At 42.1% G+C, this 25,207-nt stretch carries 22 protein-coding genes and 1 tRNA gene; 11 read left to right on the forward strand and 12 right to left on the reverse strand.

Going from position 1 to position 25,207, the window contains the following annotated elements; all coding sequences use genetic code 11:
• Positions 1-158: 158 nt before the first annotated feature.
• Entirely contained in the window at positions 159-587 is a 429-nt protein-coding gene (locus EO132_RS12640) for a hypothetical protein (protein WP_127138211.1), read from the forward strand.
• Between the two features lie 69 nt (positions 588-656).
• On the opposite strand, the gene EO132_RS12645 is transcribed toward EO132_RS12640, so the two are convergent.
• Positions 657-729 (reverse strand) — tRNA-Phe (locus tag EO132_RS12645).
• A gap of 102 nt (positions 730-831) precedes the next feature.
• On the opposite strand from EO132_RS12645, the gene EO132_RS12650 reads away from it, so the two are divergent.
• The 7 genes from EO132_RS12650 (at position 832) to EO132_RS12680 (ending at position 8,598) form a co-directional block, all read left to right on the forward strand.
• Entirely contained in the window at positions 832-1,560 is a 729-nt protein-coding gene (locus EO132_RS12650) for a type III pantothenate kinase (RefSeq protein ID WP_127138212.1), read from the forward strand.
• Positions 1,561-2,826, forward strand: coding sequence for a BamG family beta-barrel-assembly machinery protein (locus tag EO132_RS12655; protein WP_127138213.1), 1,266 nt, complete (start codon positions 1,561-1,563; stop codon positions 2,824-2,826).
• A 103-nt stretch (positions 2,827-2,929) separates the two neighbouring features.
• Positions 2,930-4,300, forward strand: coding sequence for a hypothetical protein (locus EO132_RS12660; RefSeq protein ID WP_127138214.1), 1,371 nt, complete (start codon positions 2,930-2,932; stop codon positions 4,298-4,300).
• Complete coding sequence (gene lptC / locus EO132_RS12665; protein WP_127138215.1) at positions 4,300-4,911, forward strand: LPS export ABC transporter periplasmic protein LptC; 612 nt, start codon at positions 4,300-4,302, stop codon at positions 4,909-4,911. Before EO132_RS12660 ends, lptC begins: the two co-directional genes overlap by 1 nt.
• Complete coding sequence (locus tag EO132_RS12670; RefSeq protein WP_119606555.1) at positions 4,904-5,107, forward strand: hypothetical protein; 204 nt, start codon at positions 4,904-4,906, stop codon at positions 5,105-5,107. The genes lptC and EO132_RS12670 overlap by 8 nt, the downstream gene beginning before the upstream one ends.
• A gap of 62 nt (positions 5,108-5,169) precedes the next feature.
• On the forward strand, positions 5,170-6,399 hold the full coding sequence (locus EO132_RS12675) for a hemolysin family protein (protein WP_470299670.1): 1,230 nt from the start codon (positions 5,170-5,172) through the stop codon (positions 6,397-6,399).
• Positions 6,400-6,483: 84 nt separating this feature from the next.
• On the forward strand, positions 6,484-8,598 hold the full coding sequence (locus tag EO132_RS12680) for a peptidylprolyl isomerase (RefSeq protein WP_127138217.1): 2,115 nt from the start codon (positions 6,484-6,486) through the stop codon (positions 8,596-8,598).
• A gap of 70 nt (positions 8,599-8,668) precedes the next feature.
• Here EO132_RS12680 and EO132_RS12685 read toward each other — a convergent pair whose 3' ends face one another.
• The 3 genes from EO132_RS12685 to EO132_RS12695 form a co-directional block, all read right to left on the reverse strand.
• Complete coding sequence (locus EO132_RS12685; protein ID WP_127138218.1) at positions 8,669-9,250, reverse strand: hypothetical protein; 582 nt, start codon at positions 9,248-9,250, stop codon at positions 8,669-8,671.
• Positions 9,251-9,862: 612 nt separating this feature from the next.
• Complete coding sequence (locus tag EO132_RS12690; protein ID WP_127138219.1) at positions 9,863-10,771, reverse strand: GYDIA family GHMP kinase; 909 nt, start codon at positions 10,769-10,771, stop codon at positions 9,863-9,865.
• On the reverse strand, positions 10,771-12,087 hold the full coding sequence (locus tag EO132_RS12695) for a hydroxymethylglutaryl-CoA reductase, degradative (protein WP_127138220.1): 1,317 nt from the start codon (positions 12,085-12,087) through the stop codon (positions 10,771-10,773). Before EO132_RS12695 ends, EO132_RS12690 begins: the two co-directional genes overlap by 1 nt.
• 324 nt (positions 12,088-12,411) lie before the next feature.
• On the opposite strand from EO132_RS12695, the gene EO132_RS12700 reads away from it, so the two are divergent.
• The gene (locus EO132_RS12700; RefSeq protein ID WP_127138221.1) at positions 12,412-13,974 is read left to right on the forward strand and encodes a peptide MFS transporter; all 1,563 of its coding nucleotides are present in this window, start codon (positions 12,412-12,414) and stop codon (positions 13,972-13,974) included.
• A gap of 114 nt (positions 13,975-14,088) precedes the next feature.
• Here EO132_RS12700 and EO132_RS12705 read toward each other — a convergent pair whose 3' ends face one another.
• The 6 genes from EO132_RS12705 to surE all read right to left on the reverse strand — a co-directional run bounded on the left by EO132_RS12705 (position 14,089) and on the right by surE (position 18,767).
• A complete protein-coding gene (locus tag EO132_RS12705; protein ID WP_127138222.1) occupies positions 14,089-15,318 on the reverse strand; it encodes a ComEC/Rec2 family competence protein in 1,230 nt (409 codons plus the stop codon).
• 2 nt (positions 15,319-15,320) lie between these two features.
• Positions 15,321-15,749: a ComEC/Rec2 family competence protein gene (locus EO132_RS12710; protein ID WP_127138223.1), complete on the reverse strand. Its 429-nt coding sequence runs from the start codon at positions 15,747-15,749 to the stop codon at positions 15,321-15,323.
• A 251-nt stretch (positions 15,750-16,000) separates the two neighbouring features.
• A complete protein-coding gene (locus EO132_RS12715; protein ID WP_127138224.1) occupies positions 16,001-16,555 on the reverse strand; it encodes a C40 family peptidase in 555 nt (184 codons plus the stop codon).
• A gap of 33 nt (positions 16,556-16,588) precedes the next feature.
• The gene (gene lpxB, locus EO132_RS12720; protein ID WP_127138225.1) at positions 16,589-17,701 is read right to left on the reverse strand and encodes a lipid-A-disaccharide synthase; all 1,113 of its coding nucleotides are present in this window, start codon (positions 17,699-17,701) and stop codon (positions 16,589-16,591) included.
• A gap of 9 nt (positions 17,702-17,710) precedes the next feature.
• Positions 17,711-17,998, reverse strand: a complete 288-nt coding sequence (locus tag EO132_RS12725) for a hypothetical protein (RefSeq protein WP_127138226.1) — start codon at positions 17,996-17,998, stop codon at positions 17,711-17,713.
• Positions 17,988-18,767, reverse strand: coding sequence for a 5'/3'-nucleotidase SurE (surE, locus tag EO132_RS12730; RefSeq protein WP_127138227.1), 780 nt, complete (start codon positions 18,765-18,767; stop codon positions 17,988-17,990). Before surE ends, EO132_RS12725 begins: the two co-directional genes overlap by 11 nt.
• Positions 18,768-18,968: 201 nt before the next feature.
• Here surE and EO132_RS12735 point away from each other — a divergent pair, with 201 nt between their 5' ends.
• Both EO132_RS12735 and EO132_RS12740 read left to right on the forward strand, forming a co-directional pair.
• Entirely contained in the window at positions 18,969-21,155 is a 2,187-nt protein-coding gene (locus tag EO132_RS12735; protein ID WP_127138228.1) for a carboxy terminal-processing peptidase, read from the forward strand.
• A gap of 93 nt (positions 21,156-21,248) precedes the next feature.
• Entirely contained in the window at positions 21,249-22,046 is a 798-nt protein-coding gene (locus EO132_RS12740; RefSeq protein ID WP_127138229.1) for a DNA/RNA non-specific endonuclease, read from the forward strand.
• Here EO132_RS12740 and rodA read toward each other — a convergent pair.
• Positions 22,043-23,326 carry a rod shape-determining protein RodA gene (gene rodA / locus EO132_RS12745; protein WP_127138230.1) on the reverse strand — a complete coding sequence of 428 codons (1,284 nt, stop codon included), beginning with the start codon at positions 23,324-23,326 and terminating at the stop codon, positions 22,043-22,045. The genes EO132_RS12740 and rodA overlap by 4 nt on opposite strands.
• Positions 23,316-25,184, reverse strand: a complete 1,869-nt coding sequence (locus tag EO132_RS12750; protein WP_127138231.1) for a peptidoglycan D,D-transpeptidase FtsI family protein — start codon at positions 25,182-25,184, stop codon at positions 23,316-23,318. Before EO132_RS12750 ends, rodA begins: the two co-directional genes overlap by 11 nt.
• Positions 25,185-25,207: the final 23 nt, after the last annotated feature.

Here is a 25,207-nt window from a genome sequence, read left to right on the forward strand (position 1 = left end):
CGGGATTTCTATGAAACGATATCATTCAATGTATCTAGCCGAGACCTCTCTGTCCCTTCTATTCTAGCTCTAATTTATTATTGGGAAACTACTATATTTATAAATAATAGATTGTGTGCGCGTAAACATACGAGCTGGGACCGTTAGCAGAAAGTTGAATGAGCAAACTAATTGAAAAGCCCTATCTGATTTTTTTAACAGCAATTCCGATAATTTTATTAATCGGAATCTTAAGTGGAGATTCTATACTGTACTTTAATGTTCATGGTACCTACTTAGTTATTTTGTATTTTCATTTAACAATCCTGATTTCAATATTTTTTGGAATCATTGGATTTGGATATTGGATTATGCAAAAGGCAATTAGAAAGTTATCAAAGTGGTTATTTTGGACCCATATCGGATTGACTTTTGGAGGAACATTGATCATACTGATTTTAGCTCAACTTTATCGGGAAGAAATCTTGGAATATGATTTTAATGATAATTTGACCCTCATCATCCTATTGATTCTATTGCTAATTGGAATTGGACAAATCTTATTTCCAATTAATATAATTTACGGACTGACAAAAAAGAAAAACTAACACGGGTTGATTTTAATAGGAAGGAACTAAAAACAAAAAACCCACAAACCAAGTTTGCGGGTTTTTTTGTGGTACCTCCAGGAATCGAACCAGGGACACACGGATTTTCAGTCCGTTGCTCTACCAACTGAGCTAAGGTACCATGCTGTATTAAGCGGGTGCAAATATAATTTCAAAATTAGGATATACAAACAAAAACCCGAAAAAAAGCCCTTGATTTTTTCCAATTCCCGATCTTTGTACTATGAACCTGGTCATCGATATAGGCAATACACGCATCAAATACGCTGTTTTCCAGAACAGAAGGTTAATCTACGACCATAGCTTTGAGTCGGGCCTGTTCCTTTCCAAAATCAAGGAACTCTTTGAGCAGTTCCCGCGCATCAACAACGCTATCATATCATCCGTAGGTAAACTGGACCGCAAGGAAAGGGATGTGGTTGCCCTTTTTTGCAAAGTGCACGTGCTTAGCAGTGCCTCCAAGGTGCCGTTCAAGAACAGCTACGCCACACCGAGCACTTTGGGGGTGGATCGATTGGCCCTCGCCGCAGCGGCCTATTACCAAAACCCACGGGGCAACACCTTGGTCATCGATGCCGGCACCTGCATTACCTACGAAATGGTGAACAATGCAGGGGAATACGTTGGCGGTGCCATTTCGCCGGGCATCCAAATGCGGTACAATGCCATGCACAACCAAACGGCGGGCCTGCCCCAACTGGCACCCGACGAACTTTTGGATTTTATTGGCAACTCCACCGAATCCTGCATGCACAGCGGCGTGATCAATGGTGTGGCGCAGGAAGTGGACGGGGTAATCAATCAATATCGGTCTCGTTTTCAACATTTAACAGTTATTTTAACAGGCGGAGACTCCCATTTTTTTGCCAAAAGGCTAAAAAACACCATATTTGCGAACTCCAAATTTCTCTTGGAGGGGCTAAATTGCCTACTGGAATACAACACAAATTGAATGATTAAAAAAATTCTGATCGCTTTTTTTTGCGTGACTGCCCATGGTTTGTTCGCACAAAATGGAACCATTTCGCCATATTCCTATTTCGGGGTCGGCGACCACAGGGACAACGGAAGTGTGGATAATCAAATGATGGGGGGAATAAGTATGCATGGGGATAGCATCCATGTCAACCTATCCAATCCAGCGGCATACTCCAAATTAAGACTGACCGCATACACTGCGGGACTTTCCCATAAAGAGTATAGGCTCAAGAGCTTTACCGAAGAGCAGAACACCTCCGTTACCAATTTGGATTATCTGGCCATTGGCTTTCCCTTGGCCAAGAATGTTGGTTTCGGTTTCGGTATAATGCCTTATTCATCCGTAGGGTATGATCTAAACTCCACCTCGACCAATAGTGGAGGGGCGGAAGTGACCAACTTCTTTTCCGGGCAAGGAGGGCTGAACAGGTTGTATGCCTCCCTTGGTTTTGAGCTTGTCAAGGACCTTAGTTTGGGAGTGACGGCCAATTTCAACTTTGGGACATTGGAATATGAAAGAATCCAAGCTGTGGAAGGAGTGCAGTTTGGAACATTGGACAACCGGGAATCCAAAATCAACGGTTACGACTTCAAGTATGCGTTGAACTACACACCCAAAATCAAAGATAAATATACATTGTACACATCTATATTGGTGCACACGCAGGGCAACTTGGTTTCCAAGAACAAGCAAACCCTTGGTTCTTTTTCCCTAGCCAGCGGCAACAATGTTGAAGTGGTCGATGTGAACCTCGATGCAACCAACCTAAGGAATACGGAATTAAAGATTCCTACTAGAGCAACCCTGGGACTTGGTCTTGGCGAGGATAGAAAATGGTTTTTGGGAGCGGAGTACAGTTTTCAGAAAATGAGTGATTTTGAAAATGCTTTCCTTGGATTGGAGAACGTAACCTATAATGATGCCAGTACCTATGCTTTGGGCGGATACTGGATACCGGATTATCGTTCACTTTCAAGTTATTTTAATCGCATTACCTACCGCGCTGGATTGCGGTATGATGTAAGCGGAATGACAGTCAACAATAAGGACATAAACAATTTTGGCATAACTTTTGGATTAGGTTTACCGATGGGAGGAACTTTTTCCAATCTTAATGTAGGTTTTGAATTGGGAAGAAGAGGGACAACCGATATGAACCTGATCGAGGAAAGTTATTTCAAAGTCAATTTGGGCTTATCCTTAAATGCAAGTTGGTTTCAGAAAACAAAAATAAATTGATAGCCCTTTTTTTTGATAATTTGATAAATAACCACCCATATAAGGTCCTCCAAGAGGATTTTTTAATGAAAATTTGTACTTTAACAGCTTTAAAACTAGTAAGATGAAAAAGAGACACTACTTAACGATGATAATGGTCACCATGTTGACGGGATTAAGTATGGCCCAAGCACAGAACCCCGAGTGTATGACCAATCTGTCCATTTATGCAGAACACGTAAAGGTTAAAAATTATGACGCAGCTTACGAACCATGGAAAATGGTTTACGAAAGTTGCCCGGATATCAATAAGGCAAACTTCTCCTATGGAGAAAGGATTTTGAAATCCAAAATAGATAATTCAACCGGAGCCGATAAGGATGCCTATATTCAGGATTTATTGGCATTGTATGACAATAGCTTGAAATATTTCCCAACAAAATATTCTGAAGCAGGTGTGGCAATCGATAAAGCATTGTTGTTGTATGACAATAAAATGGCTTCCGATGAAGAGATTTTCAGTATGTTGGACAAAGGATTCAAAGAGGATCAAGCCAACTTTAAGAATCCTAAGGCACTTTACCTATACTTCTCAAGTCTAGTTGATTTGCATGATGCAGGTAAAAAGGATCTTCAGGATGTATTTGAGACTTATGATGATGTAACTGGAAAAATTGAAGAGGAAAATCAAGAATTGACTAGTATTGTTACCAAGCTTCTTCCTAAAGATTCATTGGGCACCATGACTACTAAGGAAAAGAGAATGTTTAAGGTTGCTAGTGTGAATTCTGAAAATTACGGTAAAATAGCAAGCAGTATAGATTCCAAATTGGGTGCACTTGCAGATTGTGACAACCTTATCCCATTGTACGAAAAGAATTTTGACGAAAGAAAAGACGATGTGAAGTGGGTAAAGGCGGCCGTAGGAAGAATGTTCTCCAAGGAATGTACGGACGATCCAATGTTTAGAAAATTGTTCGAAGCCCAGTTGGCTCTAGATCCATCTGCCGATGCATACATGTACGGTGGTGTACTTAAGCAAAAATCAGGGGATTTGAACGGTGCCTTGGCGGACTTCAACAAAGCAGTGGAATTGGAAACCGATTCTTACAAGAAATCTGAAATTCTTTATAAGATTGCAACTACTGTTAGGAAAAATAGTTCGTCGCAAGCCAGGAGCTACGCGCTCAAGGCTATTGATGCCAACCCAGCTAACGGTAAAGCATATTTATTGATAGCTACACTTTATGGTAATAGTGCCAACGCATGTGGTGATACACCATTTGAAAAGAGAGCGATTTATTGGAAAGCTGCTGCCATGGCAAGAAAAGCGGCAACTGTAGATCCAGCATTGAGTGGTCGTGCAAGTCAGTTGGCGGCTAACTACGATGCCAAAGCCCCTTCCAAAGAAATGATCTTTAGCTCAGGAAAAGCGGGTCAAACCATTTCTTTCAACTGTTGGGTAGGTGGTAGTGTTACCGTACCTAATTTATAGTGAAGAAAACATCTGAACATATTTTAAAGAGTTTTGCCACGGTTTTTACCGTGGCAATCCTTTTTATATCCTGTGGTGACGACTACGAAAGAGTGGGAGAAGAGGCGGTAAAGCCCTTATTTCCCCAAGGAGTCGCCCAAAATTTCACATTGACTTATACCGAGACCGTTGAGTCAATGAATACCCAGGATTCCGCTACTTCCCGGGTAATAGCCGTACTTAAAAGTCCATTGTCAGAGGATTATGATAATCAAAGGTTTAAGTTCAAAACCTTTCCCGAAGGCCTACAGGTTGATTTTTATGATGATGAGGGAAAAAAAAGTGTAGTAGTATCGGATTATGCAATATATTATTCCCAAACTAATTTGATAGATTTGCAGGGAAATGTGGTCATTGAAACCCATGATGGTAAGAAACTGGAAACGGACCAATTGTTCGTGGATAGAAAGAACAATTGGATTTTTACCGAAGCCACTTTTACTTATACAAATCCAGAAGATGCAACCGTAATGGATGGCGAAGGAATGGATTTCAATACAGAGTTCACGTTTTTCAAGGCCCATAAGACCTACGGATTAATGACGATAAAAGAAGAAGAACAGGATGATTAAGATTTTACGATACACCGAATACCTTTACTTGGCCGTAGCGGCCATTTCCATTTACAAGATAGCCACACTTTGGAGCATAAATCCAAAGGATACCTACATTTTTATCTTCTTTGCCGTGGTGTCCATCGCCATGTTCGTTTTCAGAAGAAGATACCGGAAGCGTTTTGAACAGCGAAAAAAGGATAATCAACAATAACCTTGGACTCCTCTGTAGTAATTATAGTTCTTTCGCTGCTGTTTTCAGCATTTTTTTCAGGAATGGAGATTGCCTTCGTTTCCGCCAATAAGATTCATATTGAAATAGAGAAAAAGCAAGAAGGTTTCTTGGCCAAAGTACTCACTTTGCTCACGGATAAACCTTCAAAGTTTATTGCCACCATGCTTATCGGCAATAATATTGCTTTGGTAATCTACGGTCTTTTTATGGGCGATATGCTTATGGCATGGTTTCAAACCCTGTTACCGACCGACTATCAATTTTTGAATGCATTGCTGACGGATTTCAGTTTACTGTCTCAAACGGTTATTTCAACATTGGTCATCCTATTGACCGCGGAGTTTTTGCCCAAGGTGTTTTTCCAGATATATGCCAATGCACTGATCAAGATTTTTGCTGTTCCGGCCTATTTCTTTTATCTGTTATTTTCGCTAATATCATGGTTTGTTATCAAAGTGTCGGATTTTATCCTGAAGGTGTTTTTCAAGACCGATGGGGACGAGGTGCAGCTATCTTTTACGAAACTGGAATTGGGGGACTACATCAACGAACAAATGGAAACCGTGGAGGAAGAGGATGATGTTGATTCCGAAATACAGATTTTCCAGAACGCTTTGGAGTTTTCAACCGTGAAGGCACGGGAAGTGATGGTGCCGCGAACCGAGATTACAGCAGTGGAACTCAACGAGACCCCTAAAAACCTGGCCAAGCTTTTTACGGAAACAGGTTATTCCAAAATCCTGATTTTTAAGGAAAGCATTGATGAGATCATTGGGTATGTGCATTCCTATGAACTCTTCAAAAAGCCGAAAACCATCAAAAGTATATTGCTTCCCGTGGAATTTGTTCCAGAGACCATGCTCATACAGGATATATTGAACGTACTGACGAAAAAGCGTAAAAGTATGGCCGTTGTTCTTGACGAATATGGAGGAACTTCCGGTATCTTGACCGTGGAGGATATTATCGAAGAACTCTTCGGGGAAATTGAAGATGAACACGATTCCACCGACCTGCATGAGGAACAAGTGAGCGAGAACGAATACAAGTTCTCAGCACGAATGGAAGTGGACTATATCAATGAAAATTATAAACTGGAGCTTCCTGAGGGGGAAGAATATGAAACTTTGGGAGGATTGATCGTCAATCAAACAGGAGAGATACCCGAACAGGATTCAGAAGTAACCGTGGACAATTTTACCTTCAAAATATTGGAGGTGTCCAATACCAAAATCGACCTGGTAAGTGTACGCGTTCATACTGAAGATTAATAATTTCCGCCCCTTATTTAGCTTTCCTATTTGAAAAGAAAGTGGTATTTTCGCCCACTGAATTTAAAGAAAACAAGCAGTAAAATGGCAATATTAGAGAATATTAGAAAACGGACTACAGTTCTTATTCTAATTATTGGTTTGGCGTTGTTCGCATTCGTGATATCAGGAGTGTTCAGCAGCAATAATTTTTCCGGAGGAAAAGTAGGCTCCTCGGTTGCAGAGGTAAATGGAGAGAATATTCCCATCGATGAGTTCCGAGCTCAGGTAGAGACAGCTTCCAGAAGATACGGGCCAAGCGTTACCTCTACCCAGCTGGTGAACATGGTATACGATCAAGAGGTAAGAAAAACCATTTTGGACCAACAGTTCGAAGATTTGGGGATTGATGTGGAAAGCGATCAGATCATTGAATTCGTAAGAACATCAGGCTATGCCCAGATTCCGGATTTTCAGGATGAGAACGGAGTATTCAACGAGCAGGTCTTTAAAAGTGCCATTGCCGATTGGAGAGCCAACGACCCATTGCGTTACGATGCTTGGTTGCAAGATGAAGCCTCCATCATACAAGCCGCCAAAGAGCGTATGTACTTCAACTTGGTAAAAGGAGGGGTTACTGCCACCCTTGCCGAAGGAGAAATGAACTACGATATGGCCAACGACAAAGTGGACATGCAGTACATCCGTATTCCCTACACTTCAATTCCAGATAGTACCATTGAAGTTTCCAAAAGTGATATCCAATCTTACATCAATGATCACAAAGCTTTGTTCGAACAAGACAAAGCCCGTGATATCCGTTTTGTATATTTTGAAGAAAAGCCATCTGCTGAAGATGAGAATAATGTAAAAGCTGCAATTTCGAGCTTGATAGACGACAAAGTTACCAAGGCTACAGATACTACTTATGTAGAAAAGCAATTTAGGAACACCACTGATATGGCCGCGTTCTTGGACAGACATTCAGATGCCAAATTCGATACCATTTACAAAGCCAAGAAAGACCTTCCTTCCGTAGTTGCCGATACATTGATGGCAATGAGCGTAGGGGAAATCTACGGTCCATATAAAGACGGTGACGCTTACAAAGTATCCAAGGTCATGGACAGAAAGGAAAATGGAACAGTAAAGGCAAGCCATATTTTGATTACTTGGGAAGGTGCAGAGCGTGCTAACCCATCTATTACCAGAACCAAAGAAGAGGCCGAAGCCGAAGCAAATAGATTGTTGGCAGAAGCCAGAAAAGAAGACGTTATTTTTAGTGCTTTGGCAAGAGATAATTCAGATGGACCATCCGCACCACGTGGAGGAGATCTTGGATATTTCCAAGAAGGGGTAATGGCCGATGAGTTCAACGATTTCTGTTTTGGTAACCCAACAGGAACCGTTGGATTGGTGGAAACTCAATTTGGATACCACGTCATCAAGGTTGATGATAAGCAAGATGTGATACAACTGGCTACCTTGTCAAGGGAAATCGAGCCATCCGAAGAAACCATCAATACGTTGTTTACCAATGCCACTAAGTACGAAATGGCCGTGATGGATGCAGAGCCAGAAGATTTTGGGGATATTGCCAGGGAAAGTAACTACACGGTCCGACCAGTGAACAAAATCAAGGAAATGGAAGAGAACCTTCCGGGCCTTGGTTCCCAGCGTAGCATTGTGCAATGGGCATTCAATGATGATACCAGCGTAGGCGACATTAGACGCTTCAACGCAAACAACGGTTATGCCGTAGTACAGCTGACCAAAAAGTACAAGAAAGGACTAATGGCCCCTGAGGATGCTTCTGCAACAGCATTGCCAGCCATTAGAAAGGAACTTAAAGCAGAGCAAATCATAGCTGCCAACAAAGGTAAGACCATGGATGCTATTGCTTCGGACAATAATGTGAGCCCAAGCACTGCATCTGCGGTTACTTTGTCATCACCGACCTTGCCCGGAGCCGGTAGAGAACCTTTGGTTGTTGGGACAGCCTTTGCTCTAGAGCAGGATCAAACTTCCGATTTGATTGAAGGCAACACAGGCGTGTTCATGATCAAGGTTACCAATAAAACCGAAGCTGCCGATGTAGAAAATTACAGTACCTATGCACAAAACTTGCAAACAAGTGCAGCAGCAAGGGTAAACGGTGCCGTTTACAACGCTTTGAAGGACAAAGCTGAGATAGAAGATAAGAGAGCTACATTCTACTAGGATATAGCTGTAGCGGATATTGAAAAAGCCTCCCAACTGGGAGGCTTTTTTTGTTGAACTGTTTCGCAGCTTATTTACTTTCGGGTTCTTCCCACTTCATTTTATAGCAGATATGTGTGATTTTTCCTTTGGAGTTCACGGTAACTTGAAAACCTTGCTTGGAACGGAAATACGCATCCCGGAGGAAGTACCATTTACCATTTTTAAAAAAGAACTCTCTTTTGTCCGGTTTCCATTCGGCAATGGGATAGATGTAATCCAAAAATACTTGAAAGTGTGGCGCGGCATCTTTGTTCTGAACAAAATCTTCACGGATATTGCTGGTTAGTTTGGGGAGTTCGGTATTGGTTTTAATATGCTCAAACCGATTTACTTCCTGCCCATTGTCAATCACTATAAACCCATTGACTTTTCTTTCCTTTTCTCCATAAATGTTTTTGGTTTCTTGTTTGATATGGAACACATCATACTTCAAAATACGCTGTACCGATTCGGAAGTGATCTTATTATATTGGGTTGTACAACTCTTGCTTAAAAAGTTGTCAAGCCTCTGAGTTCCTTCTATATCATTTTGACAAAATGAAGAAGAAACAGAAAGTAGAAAAATGCCAATCAATGCTTTGCTGACTATGTTTTTACAGATTTGGGACATGTTGCAAATAGTTTGATGAATATTCAAACTTAAAAGCTATGGATGGATTTTTTGGGTGCCAATTGACGGATGATGGGTTTGGGTTTATGGATAAAGTAGTATGATTAATATTACGTATGAATTCTTCTTGGAAAATAAAAGAGACCAGATTGTTGTCCATAGAATTTATCGGGATGTTTAATGCAGAAATAAATAAGAAAACCATAGGGGCACAAAGTGACAGAAAGGGCATAAACAATCAGGTTTTGTGATTGGTTCTCTGATTGAATTATACTGTACAAAATCAGTATTGCATTATATGCAAAGAGAAAGAGCAATTTGTTTTTAAATAGATCTGCCCCTTTTTTAAACATTAAAAAGAGAGTGAAAAGAAAACCGATAACAATAAAAAGACTAAAGTGTACTTCAAAAAAATGATATAATATCTCCTTTTTTTGAAAGACTTATTGAACTAGTTACATTCTTCAAGTGCAAAATGAGAAAAAACATTCAATAAAGTCACAGTCAATTGATGAATAGGACATTTGGGTTCACCAATTAGGTAATTCAACTAACCTGAAAAAAAAGAAAGTTCAGAAAACCAGGTTTTTGAAATGCATTTTTCTGAATGACTTATAGCATCATTCTAGAATACGGAATCACCGTATCGTACCCTTTCGATTTAAAATAAGAAATACTTTTTTCATCGCCGGTCGCCAGAACAAAATCCCCTCCCCAAGCTCCAAGACTTTTTATCATTCCAAAATAATCTGGGAAAAGCTGATGCTTTACGGGCTCAATTTTTAGAATATGGGAAAGTAAGGTTTCATGCTCTTCCATCAGCGATTCAAAACCAGCCATAGTCGGGGCCTGAATCATTTTTTTGGTAATACTGGAAACTTCCTTGACCAGCTCGTGCTTGTCAAACTGTTGTTCTCGATAATTGGAAATGGCTTCCCTGCTACTTTGTTTTTGGTTGAGGTGAACAAAGAATAAGGAATTCTTGAAAATTGGATTGAAATCAATCTGTTCAATGTTCGGTTCTCCATCAACTAGTTGATAGGTGATTGGCGAGTTATGCTGTGCACACGCAATATCATAACCACTGCCCCCAAAGGCATTCGATAAAAGTTGGTAGGCATCAACACGTGCCCATTGCGCTAAATTGTTTATCAGTGTGGAAGACGTTCCAAGACCCCATGATCTAGGAAAAGTAAGGTATGTCTCAATCTGAAAACCATCACTATCCGTCAATAATAATGGATTTTGTGCATTGGCTTCCAAAAGTAAGGACCTCAAGGTCTTTGCCACGGTTTCATCAGAAGCGGAAACCACATGTGAATCGGTAAGGTCAAATTTAGCAGAGAACCATACTTCCTTGTTTTCATCTAAACTGGTCCACTCTATATATCCGGACTTGGTTGGAGTCACATGTAGCGATTGCCCGTAGCTAGTGGGGATGGCCAGTCCCAAGGCTCCATCCAAAATGGCATACTCCCCGGATAACAATAATTTTCCGTTGCTGTAAAACTCCTTCTCCATTAGTTTGATTTAATTCTTTCATAAGCCTCTTTTACCGAGGCATTGGTCACGGTTTGGTCCTTAAAATAAGTAACCAGTTCTTGTTTTTCAGCTTCCGTGGCGCCCAATTGGTTCAACATGTTCAACAAATGCATCTTCATATGTCCTTTTTGAATACCGGTGGTTACCAAACTACGAACTGCCGCAAAATTCTGGGCCAATCCGGCTACAGCAACAATTTGCATCAATTCTTTTGCAGATGGATGTTGAAGGATTTCCAAGGCCAATTTTACCATTGGGTGCAAGGTGGTCAATCCGCCAACGGTTCCGAGAGCAAGGGGAACCTCAATCCAAAACGTGAAAATACCGTCCTCGATTTTGGCATGGGTCAAACTGGAATATTGACCATCTTTGGCCGCATAGGCATGCACACCGGCTTCCACAGCTCTAAAATCATTTCCAGTAGCAAGTACAACCGCATCGATTCCGTTCATGATGCCCTTATTATGGGTAACAGCTCTGTAAGGTTCCGCCTTGGCAATGTTCACTGCCTGAACAAATTTTTCAGCAAATTCCTCGGCAGGCATATCAGCAATACCCAATTCCGAAATGGGACAACTAACCTCGGCCTTAACCAAACAATCTGGCACATAGTTGGATAGAATGCTCATTACCACCTCTATGTTTTTTTCTTCTTCCGTAAAACCATCAAAATCGAGTGCCAGCTCTTTTAAGGTCTTTGCGAATTGTTCCAAGCAGGAGTTGATGAAATTCGCTCCCATGGCATCCAAGGTCTCAAAAGTGCAATGGAGTTGATGATAGCCTTCAATCTTATCCGTTAGATCTCGTAATTCAAGGTTTTTGATGCCTCCGCCCCGCTTTTCCATGCGCTGGGTTATGGTAGCAACACTTTGAAGCAATTCTGGCTTGGCCGAAGTAAAAAAATCGGAAAGCTTTTGCTTGTCTCCCTTATATATAAAGTGTATCTGACCTACTTTCTCAGTACCAATGATCTCTGCTTTAAAGCCACCGCGCTCCAACCAGAATTTCGCCGCTTTGCTTGCTGCCGCGACCACCGAACTTTCCTCAATGGCCATAGGCACGGCGTAGAGCTCATTATTGATTTTAAAATTAGGAGCTACGGCAAAGGGCAAATAGTAATTGGAAACGGTATTCTCAATAAACTCATCGTGTAATTTTTGCACTCTGGGGTCTGTGTTCCAATACTGTTCCAACAGTTGTTTGGTAGCCTTGGGGTCCGTAGTGCAATTGGTGGCTATCCAATCAATTTTTTGGGTTTTGGTAAGTTTGGAAAATCCTTCAACGGGCGTGTTCATAAAGCTGGGTTAAAGCATTCAAATATACGGATATTGCCCATTTAGGCGAGCCTCGGATTTATTTTGAACCCGAAGTGGTACTTCAAAGGTTAAAATTTGTTGCAAACACAACATCAGAATTTATTTTTCCGATAAATATTAGTAAACTTGGGAGTTTTTAATCAATTAAACCTAGCGCATAAATAATATGTAGCTATGTGTGATTTGTAACAAAATATCATGTCGAGCGCAGTCGAGACATTTTTGTTTGACCTTTCGACTGCGCTCAAGATGACAAAAATGTTTTCTTGATAGTTCAGGAACCTATAACCAAACCAAAAATTTATGTCAGATATTGCTAAACCAGCCCACAAAAAAGAATTATTTGGCCATCCAGTAGGATTGTACGTATTGTTCTTTACCGAAATGTGGGAACGATTTTCCTATTACGGGATGCGTGCCCTTCTTACCCTGTATATGACTGCGGAAACATTGAAGAATGACCCACAAAGTGGTTTGGGATGGACAACCACTGAAGCTTTGGCACTCTATGGCTGGTACACCATGTTGGTTTATGTAATGAGTATACCCGGAGGGTTTTTAGCTGACAGATATCTTGGACAGAAAAAAGCAGTGACCATTGGAGCCATTCTCTTGACCATTGGTCATGGCGTCTTGGCTATTGATTATTTATGGGCCTATTACACCGGTTTGGGCTTTGTGATTCTGGGTGTAGGAATGCTCAAGCCCAACATCTCCACCATGGTGGGAGGATTATATAAACAAAACGACATCCGCAGGGATAAAGGCTTTAGTATTTTTTACGTAGGAATAAATCTCGGGTCATTCCTCGCATCCATTACCGTGGGTATCGTAGCTGCGGTTTATGGATGGCATTATGGGTTTGGCCTTGCCGGAATAGGAATGTTTGTGGGATTGTTGGTCTACCTCTACGGACAACGGTTTTTGGTCCATGTGGGCAACCAACCGACTTTGGAGGAAAAAGCCTCCGACATAAGTTTGGGACAATTGTTTTCTCAATTGCTCAAATCCCCGTTGCAATTGACCATAGTGGGAGTTCTTTTGGCGTATTCCATTTATGCCGGATTTACATACGACGGCCCCGATAACTGGGGGTATGGGATATTGTTTATTTTCCTTTCGCTCATCACTGGTATGATGATGATGATCTACAAAAACCTGAACGGAAAAGTCGAAAAGGACAGATACGTTGTTCTGCTCATTTCTCTTTTGATGGTAATTGTTTTTTGGGGAAGTTTTGAGCAGATGGGTGGCCTTATGAATCTATATGCCCAAGAAAAAACAAACAGAATGTTCATGGGGTGGGAAGTGCCCGCAGCATGGTTTCAGGCAGCCAATGCAGGATTCATCATCCTTTTTGCCGTAGCTGTGGCTAATTTCTGGGCGAGAAGAAAATTAAAAGGCAAGGAAGCCACCTCGTTGTTTAAAATGGCAACAGGGGTTATCATCATGGGCGTGGGATTCGTCTACATGGTTTTTGCCTCCTTGCAATATGAAAGTTCAGGTTCTTCGGCTATGTACTGGTTGGTTTTGACCTATCTCTTCCACACCATTGGAGAGTTGTGTCTTTCCCCTGTATCATTGTCCTTCTTCACAAAATTGGCGCCAGCAAGGTACATGGCCTTGATGATGGGCGTATACTGGGCCGCCACAGGTTTAGGAAACAAGGTTGCAGGAATCGTTGGGGAAAGCTCGGTTCAAGCAGGGGAACTAAAAGTATTCGGTGGACTGTTCATTTTTGCCGTATTATTTGGTACCTTGGTATTGCTCCTATTAAAACCATTGAAGCGATTGACGCACGGTGCTGAGGACAATGAGACCGAAATCACTGCAGAAAATGAAGTCGAAACCATCGAAAGAGGTTAGTCTTTCTTCAAACTAAAAACATGATATCCCTTTTCACCCTTGTAGCGTAAAGGGATTTCTTTTTTACTGCACGTTGTCTTCCATGTATTGATCAAGCTTGGGTAATTGCTGCCGTCAGCTAATACTTTTTTGGATTTGATGGAATCCAGAACCCGTTCCAGATTGATTTTCGGGGATTGCGCGAGCAACAGATAATCCAAATGTTTCCAAAGGAAGAATGCCCGTACCATCCATAAAAAATAGTTTTTTGGTGCCAATACCATAACTATTTTGCACTACCATGGTATCTACTTTTTGAATCCGTTCAGTCACAGCATTGTTGGTTGCACTGTTTCCAATATTGGAACTATCCGAAGTGATTATGGAAAGTGAATCACCCAATTGATGCAGTACAACCGTATTCCTGGAACGGTGCACCAAGATGATAGTTTCTTTGTGATGGGTTTGGACTTGGGTCCAGATTATCCAGCTTTGAAAAACAATCAGCCCCCCAAAGAATACCAAAACTGACTTCCATCGGGGCTGGGATAGAAAAATCACTGAGGCAAGGATAATGAAGTATGCTAATATCAGCTGAACTGAATCAAAAGGAATGTTTTTGATGATAAAACCTTCTTGCTGGGCTACCCAACCTATGATTGAATTCATGAGCTGAATGGCTCCATTGAAACCATTGACTAAAAATTGTGGTAAGTAATCAATCAAGGCCAATAGGATGACCAAGATGCCAAAGCCCAAAATCAGTCCTAAAAATGGGATGACTAGCAAATTGGAGACAAAAAACAAAGCAGGGAATTGATGAAAATAAAACAAACTGATGGGTAATACACACAACTGGGCGGCTACACTCACCGATAGTAATTGCCACGTTTTACGAATAATGATGTTTTCGGGGAACCAAAATGTTTGCAGTTTCGGATAGATCCAAACAATGGCGAATACCACAGCATAGCTCATTTGGAAGCCCACTTGAAACAGAAACAATGGCTTTACCAATAAAATGAACAGCATGGAAAGCGCAATAATGTTGAACAAGTTGGTCGGCCGGCTCAGGTAAAGCGCATAGGCCACGAAGGAGAACATGGTCACCGCACGGAAAATGGAAGGTGAAAGCCCGGCCACAAAAGCATAGCCCCAAAGTAGTAAAACAACAACTATAAGCTTGATGGTTTTACCTTTAGGTAAACGTTCCAAAGGAGACAAAATAAACTCCAAAAGGAACAGAATAATCCCGACGTGAAGTCCCGATACCGCCAAAATATGAACGACGCCCGCATTTTTGTAATTGTTATAGTTGGTTTCGGAGATATCGTCCCGTTTTCCCAAGAGCAAAGCTTGTATCACGCTTAGCTCCTCGGCTCTAAAGTTTTTGCTTCTAGCTTGGCAATGATATGTTCTCTGAAATTGCTAGCCACACCGAAAAAGGTTTTAGTGGCATGTTCCTTTTTTACGATACTACCGTAGTTGATTCTTATTTGATGCCAAATACCCTGCTTTTCGAGGTAGCTTTTGTAATCAAATTGGAGTGGATTCAAGGATGGACGAATACCTTCAGGTTTGCCATAAATCAAAAGTTCATCATCAACTTGCAACTGCTTTAGCGTAGAGTCCCCCGAAAGGCTGAAAAGTAATCTTCCAGAAGCTTGTTTGTTATCCGCAGCAATGATTTCCGAAACATATCGGTGCGAAAAAGTGCTGGGTTTGAGTACCTCCTTCACTTTTTGATGCCACGCTTTTTCTTGGTTGAGACGCATTTTTGAGTAATGATGGGGCATACCTCATACCTTTGCCCATGGAAATCCCAACAACGAGCACACCCAAACATAGCGTGACGAGCGTAGTGACCACTTCAAAATACGGGAACCCTGTTCTACACTGCTTTTTACCGACCCAATAAAGAATAGGTGTCAAAACCAACATGGATAATAAGGGCAAAAGTGGCGCTACATCAAAATAAAAGCCGATTGTGATGCCCAAGGCCACCCACACTGTGAGTTTAATGGATGCAAAATTTATCTGACGCACCTTACAGGATACGCATGGCCTTTACAAAAGCGCTGTTCCAGTACCCTTCCCGTAGCGAGGATACCAGCACGCCTCGTGAGGTTGTGGCGTGAATAAATTTGATGTCGTTTCCGTCCACATCGACAACAAGTCCTACATGGTTGATGCGCCTTCCCGTTTTACTGGTCTTAAAAAAAAGCAGGTCCCCTTTTTCCACATGGTTTACCCGCACTTTTTGCCCTTCCATGGCCATTTGATAGGAAGTTCTGGGGAACATGATGTTGTTTTCCTTTAACGAAACATAAATCAGTCCAGAGCAATCCATGCCCCGTTTGGTGGTACCCCCGTATTTGTAACGGGTCCCAGAAAAAGTCAATGCGGTGGAAATGATTTCGTGTGCCTTAGTATTTTTACGCCCCTCTTTTTTGCGTTCCTTTTTGGATTCGTTAGGGGGAGTGTCGGTGGTTGACCCCTCTACCGTAACGGTTCGGGTCTTGCTGTAGGTGCGTCGTTTTTTACCTGGACCGCAAGCGGCAATGGTAAAAAGCAATAGTAAGATTATGGTTTTTCGTAACATCCAAGAATAGATTTACTTTCTTGGATGATAAAACTACGCATTTTTCACAATTAATTGGGCCGTCATTTGACTGGCACCTTTTCCTCCCAATTTTTCCTTGAGCGACTTATAGTCGGAAAGCATGCGTTCCCGTTCAGTTCCTTCGACAACTTTGGAAAGTTCCGCTTTAAGGTTCTTTGGGGTCAGATCGTTCTGGATCAATTCTTTGACAACCTCCCTTTTCATGATGAGGTTCACCAAGGAAATATAATCCAATGTGATGATACGCTTCGCTATTTGATAGGAAATCCAATTTCCTTTATAGCAGACCACTTGAGGGATGCCAAAAAGAGCGGTTTCCAAAGTGGCAGTTCCGCTAGTGACCATTGCAGCGTGGGAATGTTTGAGCAGCGTATAGGTTTTATTGGATACAAACTCCACTTTGTCTCCTTTAAGGAATGGGGCATAAAACGCATTGGGAAGACTGGGGGCCCCAGCGATTACGAATTGATAATCTGGAAAATCTTTTTTTACCGAAAGCATCACATCCAACATCTTTTGCACTTCTTGTTTTCGGCTTCCGGGCAATAATGCGATGATGGGCTTTTTTGGGTCTAAATTGTTTTCTTTTCGAAATGTTTCATTATCCTGAAGCGGAGTGTTCTCAATGGCATCAATCAGTGGGTGCCCTACGAACTGCACAGGAAAACCATGTTTTTTCTCATAAAAATCCTTTTCAAAAGGCAGAATAACGTACATGTTGTCAATGTCCCGCTTTATTTTTTTGATCCTGCCCTCGCGGGATGCCCAAATCTGAGGTGAGATGTAATAATTGGTTTTGAAACCATTTTCTTTGGCCCACTTTGCGATTCTAAGGTTGAAACCTGAGAAATCAATAAAGATAATCTGATCGGGGTTGAACTTTTGGATGTCTTCTTTGCAGTACGAAATGTTTTTGAAGATGGTGGGAATGTTCATCAACACCTCCAAAAAACCCATAAAGGCCATATCCTTGTAATGTTTGGCCAGTTCGCCGCCAGCTTGCTGCATCAAGTCGCCGCCCCAACAACGTATCTCCGCTGAGGTATCCACTTTTTTCAGCGCCTTGATCAAATTGGACCCGTGCAAGTCCCCCGATGCTTCGCCAGCTATAATGTAGTATTTCATGTTCCTGTACTATGACATTACTTTGTATAGCAGTATAACCAAAGCGGTCACCAAGGTTGCCAGCATAACACCCTTGGACCGTTGATCTCTTTTGATTCGTAAAAACCCGAAAAACGCCACTAAGTTCAATATAGCACCCAATGCCAACAAGCTGCCAATATGTCCTTGCTCAATGGCGGCATTAAAGGTTTCCACAATGCCCAGATCGGAAAATAGCAGAATATAGAGCAAAGTCCCAAAGGTATTTGCAATGAGTCCCACGATAAAGCCTATGATGATTTCTTTCTTATTGTTCATTTAAGTTCCAGTTGTTGATTTGTGGTATAGCATGATGCGCCGTAAGGTCGAATTGAGTGGGCACTACCGAAATATAGCCCTTTGCCAAAGCCCATTCGTCGGTGTCCTCGCCTTTGTCCAAAAGTTCGAATTCTCCCGTTAACCAATAATAATTTTTTCCTGAGGGACTTGTGCGTTTATCAAATTCCTCTTTCCAATTACCGCGTGCCTGCCGGCATATTTTTATACCCTTTGGTGCAGTTTCCGTTTTTGGAATGTTCACATTTAAAACAGTTCCCTTGGGAATTCCGTTGGCCAATGCTTCGGAGACAATACTTTTGATGGCTCCCAAAGCAGGTTCAAAATTGGCGTCCCATGAGTAATCGCACAAAGAGAAGCCAATAGCTGGAATGCCTTCGATGCCCGCCTCGATGGCAGCGCTCATGGTTCCCGAATAAATCACGTTGATGGATGAATTGGACCCATGGTTGATGCCGCTCACACAAATATCGGGCTTGCGGTCCAAAATGACCCGAAGGGCCAATTTCACACAATCTGCAGGGGTGCCGCTGCAACTGTACTCGCTGGGAGCACCCTCTTTATGGTCCACGACCACCTTTTTGGAAAACAGGGTGCTATCCACCGTAATGGCATGCCCCATCCCACTTTGCGGACTGTCAGGAGCCACTACGACCACATCTCCAAGCTCTTTCATGGTTCGTATCAGAGCCCTGAGTCCAGGAGCCGTGATTCCATCATCATTGGTTACCAAAATAAGAGGTTTTCCCATATTGGATAATTTAAGCCATAAAAATACGTTTTTCATAAGGATATGAAGCTTTTGCCGTTTAACAAAAAATTAAATGCAGCGGAAAGGACTGGCACGGTTTTTTCTGTATATTAGGGAATTCATACAATTAGAAACGACGGATGACGTAATGAAGATTTGACAGTATGAGGTCAGATTATTTCGCTCCAGAAAAATCACATTATGAAAAAGAACTTTATTTTGGCACTTTTGGTTATTCTTGTTGCAGTAGCCTCCTGCAGTTTTACCAATAAGTCTTTTGATAACGACAACAAGGATAAATTTTTATTGGAATTGATTTCCTACGTATTGGAAAGAGGGCATTACGAGCCCAAAGAAGTTAATGATAGCTTCAGTTCCAATGTTTTTGATGATTTCATCGAAGTCATCGACCCTACCAAAAGATACTTCCTGGAAAGTGATATCAGGGAATTTGAAAAATACAGGTTTATGATCGATGATGAGATCAGAAACACTGATATTGAATTTTTCAACATTGTATATCAACGTTTGATGGTACGTATGGAAGAGGCCAAGGAAATCTACAAGGAAGTCCTCTCCACTCCATTTGATTACACCATTGATGAAACCATTGAAATCGATTATGACGATCAAGAGTTTGCTGCCAACAAAAAGGAGCTTAAAGAACGTTGGAGGAAACAATTGAAATACAATACGTTGGCTGGTTTTGAGAATAAGATAGAAAACAAGTGGCGTGCATCGATAGTGGAGTCGGGAGGATCTCCCCAAGACGATGATGCCCTTGTGAACGTTTCCTATAACGAAATTCCAAGCAGCATAGATAAAGCACTTACAGAAGAAGAAGCCAGAGAAGTCACAAAGAACACTTTGGATGAATTCTTTGATTTTGTGGATGATTTGGAACGTGAAGATTGGTTTGTTCAGTACTTGAACACCATTGTGGAAGAATTTGACCCACATACGTTCTATTTTGCTCCAGAGGAAAAGGAAAAATTCGACATAGGCATGTCAGGTAAGTTTGAAGGAATCGGAGCTAGACTGCAGAAGAAGCCCGAAGGAGCCAAAATCGTTGAGATTATTTCCGGAGGTCCCGTTTGGAGAGACCAAAGCCTTGAGGTTGGAGATCAAATCCTCAAAGTGGGGCAAGAAGGAGAAGAACCCATCAATATTGTGGGAATGCGATTGGAAGACGCCATTAAATTGATCAAAGGCCCCGAAGGAACCGTTGTGGAACTAACAGTGAGAAAGGTTGATGGCACCATCGAAACAGTTTCCATTACCAGAGATGTAGTGGAATTGGAAGAATCCTACGCAAAATCTGCCACAATTAATGCTGGCGATCAAAAATACGGACTTATCAACCTTCCAAAATTCTATGTGGATTTTGAAGATTATGCCGAAAGAAATGCTGCCACGGACGTTGCCAAGGAATTGGAACGCCTCAAAGAAGCTGGAGCAGAGGGTATCATATTGGATTTGCGTGATAATGGGGGAGGATCATTGAAAACCGTTGTGGAAATGGCGGGATTGTTCATCAAAGATGGTCCCATCGTCCAAGTGCGTTCCTCTGGTCAGCGCAAGGAAGTTCATGAGGACAAGGACGAGCGCATTCAATGGGATGGACCATTGGTTATCTTGGTAAACGAACTATCCGCATCCGCATCTGAAATATTGGCCGCGGCCATGCAGGATTATAAGCGAGCCGTAATTATCGGTAGCAAACAAACTTTCGGAAAAGGAACCGTTCAAAACGTGATTCCTTTGGACAACATTGTTCGTGGCAACGACCATGGGGATTTGGGGGCCATTAAATTGACCACCCAAAAATTCTACAGGATCAATGGAGGTTCCACTCAGTTGGAAGGTGTAAAAAGTGATATCGTGGTTCCAGACAGGTACAGCTATATCGATTTGGGCGAACGCGATCAACAAAACCCATTGGGTTGGGATAAAATCACACCTGCCGACTATAAAGTTTGGGATGGGTACATCGATTTTGATGAAGCTGTGAAAAGCAGTAAGGAACGCATGGCAAAAAATGAGCAAATAAGGCTTATTGAAGAAAATGCCAAGTGGCTAAAGGAACAGCAAGATGAAAACTTGATTTCCTTGAATTACGATGCTTACGTAAGCAAGGAAAAAGAAGCCAAAAAACGCTCTGAAAAATTCAAAAGCCTAAGGGATTACGATTCCAGACTTACTTTCAGTTCCTTGCAATACGAACAGGAGTTGTTCACTCAGGATTCTGTGCTCAGGGAAAAAAGAGACAGATGGCACAAAGATTTGGCGCGTGACATTTATGTGGAAGAAGCCGTGAACGTACTCAAAGACCTTCACAAGAACAATATCAAGAAAAAAGAGAACGAATTGGCTAGCGTAAAAGGATAGTCATATCGATAATATATTTAAAAAGCCAACTTGAAAGAGTTGGCTTTTTTTATGCAACTTTGGCCGATGAATTTCCAACAAGTGTGGGATCAAATGAAGAATAGGACCATTTATGCCTTGCTCATGGCGCTATGCATTATAGGGTTTTGGGTGTTCGATAATTTTTATACCCCTGCCACATATTCCAATACCAAAGAGCCGGATATTGACCTGAATGAATCCAACTTTTTACCAAGCTCCACAACTGGGGAAATCGTAAGGCACAACTATTACATACTTTCTTACAGTGAAGCCCATGAACAGGCGGAGTGGGTAGCATACACCCTAAAAAAAGAGCATCTAACTTATGATGACAGGAAACGTCCCTATTTTATCGAAGATCCACAGGTACGGACAAAATCCGCGGATTGGCGTAATTACAGAGGTTCGGGATACGATAGGGGGCACTTGCTCCCCGCCGGCGATAGACGGTTTTCGGAACAGGCTTACAATGAGACTTTTTACACCAGCAACATCAGTCCGCAGGACAAGGACTTCAATGCCGGTATTTGGAACCGTTTGGAGCAGAAAGTGCGGTTTTGGTGCAAAAAATATGGTGATATAATGGTGGTAACAGGAGGTGTACTGGAAAATAACTTGATTGAGATTGGCGATGAAGATGTGGACGTACCCCGATTTTTTTACAAAATAGTGATGAGGGGGAAGGGCGATGATGCCAAGGTCATCTCATTTTTGATGCCTGCTGAAGAAACTCGGGAGGAGCTGGAACATTTTGTGGTCTCCATTGATGAGATCGAGACGAAAACGGGCATTGATTTTTTTGAGAAACAACCTGAAGCCTGGCAATTGGAAATAGAATCTAAAGTAGATGCCAGTGGATGGAAATTCTAAATACCGTCCTTCAAGCGGTTGGAGTCCAGTTTCAGGAAGATGAACAACAGCATCGTGAAGAAAATCAATCCGGAACCACCGTAACTGAAGAAGGGCAAAGGGACCCCGATGGTGGGCAATAGCCCAATTACCATCCCGATATTGATAAAGTAATGGAATACCAAGATCGAAATTACGCCATACCCATACATTCGGCTAAAATCGCTTTTTTGTCGTTCCGCGATGTAAATCAACCGTAAGAAGAACAGGGAGAATAATAGAATCACTGCAGAAGTGCCCAAAAAGCCCCACTCTTCGCCCACAGAACTAAAAATATAATCCGTGTGCTGTTCGGGGACAAAATCCCCTTTGGTCCGTGTGCCCTCCATAAATCCTTTTCCTGCAAACCCACCCGATTCAATGGCTTTTTCCGATTGATAGGTATTGTAACCAATGGTCTTTCGGATTTCATCCAGCTTTTCCTCATCCTTTTCCAAACTCAACCATAGGGCAAAGCGATCCCTATGCCGTTGTTCAAAAACGTTCTCAAAAACAAAGTTCACAGATAGGGAAAAGAGTATGGAAACAGCGATTACTCCCAAAACGGGGGCTATCGGGATTTTTACTGAAGCTTTTTTGAAGGTGTAGATCAGTAAAGTCAGTATGATCAATCCAATGGCGACCCAAACCGTGCCGAACATTAATGTTGTGGCAAATAACACTACGGCAAAAATGAGGATGCCTAAGTAATAAATGGGAAACCCCTCTCTGAACAGTACAAAAAAAAGTGAAAAATAAATGAGCGAACTCCCGGGGTCAGGTTGGGGCAAAATCAATAAAGCCGGCAATAGGATAATGGCCACGGCGTATAATTGATGTTTTCCCGTTCGTATATCGGTTTGGATATCGCTCAAGAACTTGGCAAGTGCCAAGGAGGTACCCACTTTGGCCAACTCAGATGGTTGAAGATTGAAGAATCCAAGGTCGTACCATGACGTTGCGCCTGCTATCGTTTTTCCAAAGACAAACAGACCCAAGAGCAAAACAATGGAAACAATATAAAATATGGAGGCAAAGCGTTCAAAAAAGTGCGATTCCACAAACAGTACAAAGATGATGCCCAATGCAGCAAGGCCTATGAAAAAGAGCTGTTTGCCATACAAAGTTGAAAAATCAAAAATGGAAGTGCTGGTCTCGCCTACGGAGGTGGAGTAAATATTGAGCCATCCGATAAATACCAAAAGTGCATAGAGGATGACACTGATCCAATCCAACCTTCCAAAAGGCCCTTTACCAGTCATATTCGTTTATTTCGAAAGGTTCATCACTATACGGTTTGGCATATTCGTGCTCCAAGGTTTTCTCTAGCATTCGTTTTTCCAAATCTTTTCGTGTAATCTCCCCTTTGATATATTTTTCTATCAAGAGTGAAGCAATATGCCCAGCATAACGTGATCCGTAGTAGCCATTTTCAATATATACTGCCAAGGCTATTTGAGGATTTTCAACAGGGGCAAAGGCCACAAAAACAGAGTGGTCCGTTAGCTGCATCCGTTCTCCATCAATACGTATATAATTTTCTACTGTACCCGTTTTACCTGCAATATCAATCCCTGGGATTTTAACCCATCTGGCCGTACCGTGATTATACACATTGGCCATACCTTGGATTACGGGGTCAAAATGTTTTCTGTCAATGGTGGTATAACGGGGTTCCGTGTATTTCGGGTCTATTTTCCCGTTATTTCCTATACTTTTAATCACATGGGGTGTGTAAAAATATCCACGATTGGCAATGGCAGCTGTCATATTGGCCAATTGTAATGGCGTGGCTGCAATTTCTCCCTGCCCTATGGAATTGGAAATGATGGTGGATGCCGCCCATCTGCCATCTCCGTACCATTTGTCGTAATAGGCTACATCTGGAATTCTCCCAGGAGCACCCGTAGGAAGGTCAGTGCCCAAATAATCACCGAGTCCAAAACTTTTCATATGTTTTTCCCAAACATCCATGCCTTCGTCGGTGGTCTCATATTTATCAAAAATCTTCCGAAATACCCCGGCGAAATAAGCATTGCAGGATTGATAGATACCGGAGTTCAAGTCCCTGACACCACCACCGCAATGGCATCCTCTCAGGGTGTTCCCCACGTAAAACCCATGATAACACCTGAACTTCGTGTCAGTGTTGATAACTTCTTCTTGTAAACCTATCAAAGCATTTAATGTCTTAAAAGGAGATCCTGGGGAAGGCTGGGCCAAAATGGAACGGTCCCAAGTGGGTTTGGATATAGTATCGTAATGCAGCTTGCTGTAGTTTTTGGATCGTTGTCTACCTACCAAAAGAGCGGGGTCGTAGGTGGGCCCCGAGATCATGGTCAATATCTCGCCTGTTTTTGGCTCAATGGCCACAATGCCACCGCGTTTGCCGTGCATCAATTTTTCTCCGTACTCTTGGAGTGTTTTGTCCAAAGTGATCTGGATTTCCTTGCCTTGTTGTGGAAGGGTGTCCAATTTTCCATCCTTATACGGTCCAATGTCCCTATTGAAACGGTCTTTTTGAATATGTTTTACCCCTTTTTGCCCCCGGAGGATTTCCTCATATTGTTTTTCAATGCCTGTGCGCCCCTTCAATTCCCCCGCAACGTAGTAGGGATTGTTTTTAAGGTCCCATTCGTTGACCTCACTGATATACCCAAGCACATTGGCGGCACTTTTGGTGTTGTAGTAGCGCAACGATCGTTTCTGGATATAAAAGCCCGTAAAATGGCGCATTTTTTCCTGAAGCTTGGCATAGTCTTCCTTGGAAAGCTGCGGCACCAAAACCGAAGGTAATCTGGGGGAATACCGTCTCGCTTTTTCCATTTTGGATAGAAACTCAGGTTTTTCGATTCCCAAGAGGTTACAGAACTCCAAAGTGTCCAAAGGTTTTACTTCCCTTGGGATGACCATCACATCGTATGCCGGTTGATTTCCCACCAATAGCTTGCCGTTGCGATCGTAGATGTAGCCTCTTTCGGGATAATCATAGACTTTTTTTATGGCAGGATCATCCAGTATTTGGTCCGGCGAAAACCGAAACAATTGCAAATAGGATAACCTACCTATGAAGGTGAAACCTATAAGTACAACAACGGATGAGAGCAATAATTTTTTCATGACCAACCTATATTCTTGGACGC

Source organism: Flagellimonas oceanensis (assembly GCF_003992595.1).
Lineage (GTDB): Bacteria > Bacteroidota > Bacteroidia > Flavobacteriales > Flavobacteriaceae > Flagellimonas > Flagellimonas oceanensis.